The organism is Desulfosarcina cetonica JCM 12296, from assembly GCF_001311845.1.
Taxonomy (GTDB): Bacteria; Desulfobacterota; Desulfobacteria; order Desulfobacterales; family Desulfosarcinaceae; genus Desulfosarcina; species Desulfosarcina cetonica.
The window spans coordinates 1-4965 of record NZ_BBCC01000296.1 but is presented as its reverse complement, the minus strand read 5'-3'; the positions used below and the strand labels follow the sequence as shown (position 1 = coordinate 4965).

Below are 4965 nucleotides of genomic sequence, written 5' to 3'. Positions count from 1 at the left end.
AGCGCCAGCGGGTCTTCATCGCCCGGGCCCTGGTCACGCGGCCGCGCCTGCTGCTACTCGACGAACCCACGGCCAGCATCGATTCCAAGGGCCAGAACGACTTCTACCGGCTGCTCAAGCGGCTCAACCAGGAGGTCTCCATCATCGTGGTCAGCCATGATCTGCTGGTGGTCTCCACCTATATCAAATCCGTGGCCTGCGTAAACCGCCGATTGCACTATCACAACCAAGCCGAAATCACCGGCGACATGCTCGAAACCATGTATCCCTGCACCGTTGAGGAGGTCTGTCCCGTGGAGTTGGTAACCCACGGCCACCTGCCCCACCGCGTGCTCAAACACCACGAGGAGTGATCCATGCTCGACGCCCTGCAATTCGAATTCATGCGCAACGCCCTAACCGCCGGTCTGTTGGCCAGCGTCATCTGCGGCATCATGGGTTCCCTGGTGGTGGTCAACCGTATCGTTTTTCTCTCCGGCGGCATCGCCCATGCCGCGTACGGCGGCATCGGCCTGGCATTCTACATGGGCTGGCCCTACCTGGCCGGCACCCTCGGTTTCTCGCTGGTCGCCGCCATGGTCATGGCCACGGTCACCCTCAGGGCCAAACACCGCGCCGATACGATTATCGGCGTTCTATGGGCCCTGGGCATGGCCATCGGCATCATCCTGATCGACCTCAAGCCCGGCTACAACGTGGACCTGATGAGCTATCTCTTCGGTAGTATTCTCACCGTCCCGGACAACGATCTGTGGATCATGGTCGCCATGGGGATCATTATTTTGGCCCTGGTGACGGTTTACTACCACGATCTTTTGGCCATCTCCTACGACGAGGAGTTCGCCCGCATTCGCGGCGTACCGGTCACGTTGCTTTATTTCCTGCTCATCGCCATGCTGGCGGTAACCGTGGTGATGGTGATCCAGGTGGTGGGATTGATCCTGGTGATCGCGCTGTTGACCATTCCACCGTTCATCATGGAACAATACGCCCGCTCCCTGTTGGTGATGATGATCGGATCGAGCCTGCTGGGAATGGTCTTTACCATCACCGGATTGTGGATTTCCTATGCCTTCGACCTCACCTCGGGGGCCTCGATCATTCTGGTGGCCGGCAGTTTCTTTTTTCTCAACCTCATGGCCCAGCGCCTTTTTCATCGTTTTCATAGCACCCGCCCCAAAAGGGTGGCGCAGACCTGCGAAGCGGAATCGATCCTCGATCCCCGAAGGAGCTGACATGTGCAACCAGTGCAATTACAAGTCGCTACTGGAGGCCGCCGACCTTGAAGCGACGGCCAATCGGCTGGACGTGCTCGAAGTGATTGGCGGCAACAGCTACCCCCTCTCGGCCGGCGACATCCACCACACCCTCAAGCGCCGTAGCGGCATCAACCGGGTAACGGTCTACCGCATCCTCGATCTGCTCGTGGCCCGTGGCATCCTGGACCGCATCAGCACCGGTGGCCGGGCCTTCTACTATGGCATGGCGCCCAACAAAAACCATCCCCGGCACCCCCACTTTTACTGCACGCGCTGCGGCCAGATGAACTGCCTGACGCCCGATAGCCTGACCGTGGATGCCGAGGCGCTTCGCAAGACGTTTCCCGGACGCATCGACAAGGTGGAGGTGCGCATCGATGGCATCTGCAAGAACTGTATGAAGTGAAGGCCGGTGGCGGGGTGTAGAAATATCCCCGGGCCAGTTGGCCCAAGCCGTTCTTAGACGCTTCGGATAAATCGATCCCGACCGCCCTTCTTGGCCTCGTACAATGCCTGGTCGGCATTTCCGATGAGGACAGTAACGCTTTCTTTGGCGGTGGGAATGGCGCTGGCGAGTCCCATACTGAGGGTCACCACAAAACTTGTCGGCGAGCTGGCATGGGGCAGTTTCAATTGGGCGACCGTGTCCTTGATCTCTTGGGCCACCCGTTCGGCACCATCGATGGTTGTGTGGGGAAGCGCCACGAGAAATTCCTCACCCCCGTATCGGGCCACCAGATCGGAAGCGCGCCGGGCGGTCTGGGCGATGGCCTCGGCGATCCTTTTTAGGCAGGCATCACCGGCCTGGTGGCCATAGGTGTCGTTATAGCGCTTGAAGTAGTCGATATCGCACATGATGATGGAAAGCGGTGCCTTTTCGCGGGCCAGGCGCCGCCACTCCGTGTCGAGCCAGGCGTCCAGACGCCGCCGGTTGGCCACCTGGGTCAGCCCGTCCTGGGTGGCCATGCGTTGTAACTCCTGATTGGCCTTTTGGAGGGCTGTTTCGGCCCGTTTGAGCGAGGCCTCGGCCTCCATCTCCTTGGAGACATCGGTCAGGCAGCCGCTGGAAAGCAGGATGCCATCATCGGCAAAGGACTCGACAGCGGCTTGATCCTTCAACCAGGCGGACCGGCCGCGGGGCAGGGCGACCTTGTAGATTGCCTCGACAAGCCCGTTGGTTTTCCCCTCGTTGCGCAACTCGCCCCGGGCATCAAACATGTCGCCATGGGCGATGATCTGGGTTTCGACCCGCCGCGCCTTGTCCTGGCGGTAGACCCGCCGCTCCAAAATGCTGTTGCGAAAGTGCTGGGCAAACGTCATCGGGCTGCAAGAAAGCAGCCCGGTAAACCGTGGACTCAGGTATTCATACCACATCTCCTGGTTTTCATCATGCCAGGCAGAGATGTACGTGATGGCGGGGTTACCGATCCGGTCCAGGTGCTGCAGGGCGGCAATGCAATCAACGATGTGCGATTTCAGGCGGCGACTGAATGCGCCCGCCAGAATCCGCCCCGGATAGCCCGGATCCGTATCTCTATGCGAAGGGTCGTCGGTCATCGTTGCCTGCCTGCTGGGTTGCCGAAATGTGCTTACCAATTCCAATTATACGTTGATTGCATCCATACCACACTCTGCGGAAGGCCATCAATCCACAGGAAAGGCTGGTATCGATTATAAATCGTCAGAATACCACCATCCGGGTCAACCTGCTTCCCGCAATCGCCTGACGGCCTGCACCACCGCCGCAACCGCCCGGTCGATCTCATCCATGGTGGTCATCCGGCCGGTGGAAAACCGCAGGGTTCCCTTGGCCCACGCAACGGGCACCCGCATGGCCTCGAGCACATGGGAGAGTTGAACGGTGTCCGAATGGCAGGCCGCGCCGGCCGAGGCGGCCACCTCCAGGCCGATCTCCTCCAGGATGCGGTTCGCCTCCAAATCCTTGAAAGCGACACTCAAGGTGTTGGGCAGCCGATCATCCGGGTGGCCGTTGAGACGCACATCGGCAAGCTGGTCGACAAGGCCCTGGTGCAGCCGGTCACGCATGGCCGCCAGGTGGCGGGTGGCATGGGCCAGGTTATGGTCGGCCATTTCGCAGGCCTTGCCCAGCCCGACGATGGCCATCACGTTTTCGGTGCCCGCGCGCCAGCCCATCTCTTGCCCGGCACCGTGGCAGAATTTCTGCGGCAGCACGCCGTTTCGCACATACAGCGCGCCGATGCCCTTGGGCGCGTAGATTTTATGGCCGGCAACGGAAAGCAGATCAATGCCCAAGGCATGAACGTTCGTTTCGATCTTGCCCATGCTCTGGGCCGCATCGGTATGCATGGTGATGCCCTTTTCGCGCGCCAGACGCGCAATCTCGGCGATGGGCTGGATCGTGCCGACCTCGTTGTTGGCGTGCATCACCGAAATGAGGATGGTGTCCGGCCGGATGGCCGCGCGGATGGCATCCCCGTCGACTCGGCCGGTCTCATCCACATCCACATAGGTCGTGGTGAAGCCTCCTGTTCCAGGTAGCGGCAGACCTCCAGGACCGCCGGATGCTCCACGGTGGTGGTGATCAGGTGCCGTCCATCGGCTTTCCGCGCCCGGGCCATGCCCTTGATGGCGTGGTTGTTGGATTCGGTTCCACCGGAAGTAAAAAAAACCTCTCCGGCGTCGCAGCCCAACAGATCGGCCACCTGCCGGCGGGCATTCTCCACCGCCCGCTTGGGACGGATGCCGTACCAGTGGGAACTGGAAGGATTACCGAATTCGCTTTCCAAAAACGGCCGCATGGCCGCGATGACTTCCGGGTCGTGGGGAGTGGTGCCGTTGTAGTCCAGGTAGATCGGGGCGACCATGATGATGCCCTCCTGCGGGTTTGCGGTTGCTTCAAGGGCACGGATGGCGTTTTCTCGCGGCCACCCCGCCCAGCTGTGTTGATAGAGCCATCTCCGTTGCATTGTCAACAAACGAGGGCAAATATGGCGGACAAATCGTTTCAGCGGGCCAGATAGCGAAGGAGAAGAATGACGCCACCCCACGCCCCGAGAACCGCCAGCCAGTCGTGGAGATACATGCGGTAGGAAACCCGGAAGCTGCGCCCGGAACGCCCGAAACCGCGCGCGGCCATGGCCTCGGCCAGGTGATCGGCCATTTGAAAGCACTGGATCAAAAGCGGGATCAAAAGCGCCGGATAATGGCGCAATGCCCGCCATCCCGGCTTGAGGATGATGCCCCGGGCCTGCTGGGTGTCGACCACGGCCCGGGCCTTGCGGCCCACCAGCGGTACGAACTGCAGGGCGGCGGTCATGACGAAGGCCACGGGATAGGGCAGGCCGGCGTGCACCAGGCTGTTGCCGAGGTCTTCCGGCCGGGTGGTCGTGAAAAACACGAAGAACACCGTGGTCATGGCCATAAGTCCGGTGGCGGCGGCCAGCCCGGCGTCAAGATCGGCCGACCAGGCCGTCACGCCGCCGAAAAACGCCGCCATGGGAATCAGCATGACCAGCCAGCGCAGATAGGTCTTCATCTGCCCCAGGATGACGATCAACAGCACCAGCACGCCCCAGGCACCCGGCAGCCACCCCGGCTTGCGGGCCAGGGCGATCAGCGTGCCGTAGGCCAGGGCCAGCAGCAGTTTGGTGCGCGGATCAAGCCTTTTCATGGCCCGCCTGCCATGCCTGCGATAAGAAAAACCGGTCGGTGGGTTCCAGCCCGG

5 protein-coding genes and 1 pseudogene are annotated in these 4965 nt (G+C 61.3%); 3 read left to right on the top strand and 3 right to left on the bottom strand.

All coding sequences use genetic code 11. The features are described 5' to 3' along the window. The 3 genes from JCM12296_RS32340 to JCM12296_RS32330 form a co-directional block, all read left to right on the top strand. On the top strand, window positions 1-353 hold a 353-nt coding region (locus JCM12296_RS32340), incomplete at its 5' end, for an AAA family ATPase (protein WP_157068103.1). 3 nt (window positions 354-356) lie between these two features. Beyond that, window positions 357-1235 carry a metal ABC transporter permease gene (locus tag JCM12296_RS32335; RefSeq protein ID WP_054701769.1) on the top strand — a complete coding sequence of 293 codons (879 nt, stop codon included), beginning with the start codon at window positions 357-359 and terminating at the stop codon, window positions 1233-1235. Between the two features lies 1 nt (window position 1236). After that, window positions 1237-1665 carry a Fur family transcriptional regulator gene (locus JCM12296_RS32330; RefSeq protein WP_054701766.1) on the top strand — a complete coding sequence of 143 codons (429 nt, stop codon included), beginning with the start codon at window positions 1237-1239 and terminating at the stop codon, window positions 1663-1665. Window positions 1666-1718: 53 nt separating this feature from the next. Here JCM12296_RS32330 and JCM12296_RS32325 read toward each other — a convergent pair whose 3' ends face one another. From JCM12296_RS32325 to JCM12296_RS32315, 3 genes and pseudogenes are all read right to left on the bottom strand, one after another. After that, window positions 1719-2816: a diguanylate cyclase domain-containing protein gene (locus JCM12296_RS32325; protein ID WP_054701763.1), complete on the bottom strand. Its 1098-nt coding sequence runs from the start codon at window positions 2814-2816 to the stop codon at window positions 1719-1721. 144 nt (window positions 2817-2960) lie between these two features. Further along, window positions 2961-4039 (bottom strand): annotated as a pseudogene (locus tag JCM12296_RS32320) (cysteine desulfurase family protein). Between the two features lie 206 nt (window positions 4040-4245). After that, on the bottom strand, window positions 4246-4965 hold a 720-nt coding region (locus JCM12296_RS32315), incomplete at its 5' end, for an energy-coupling factor transporter transmembrane component T family protein (protein ID WP_054701760.1).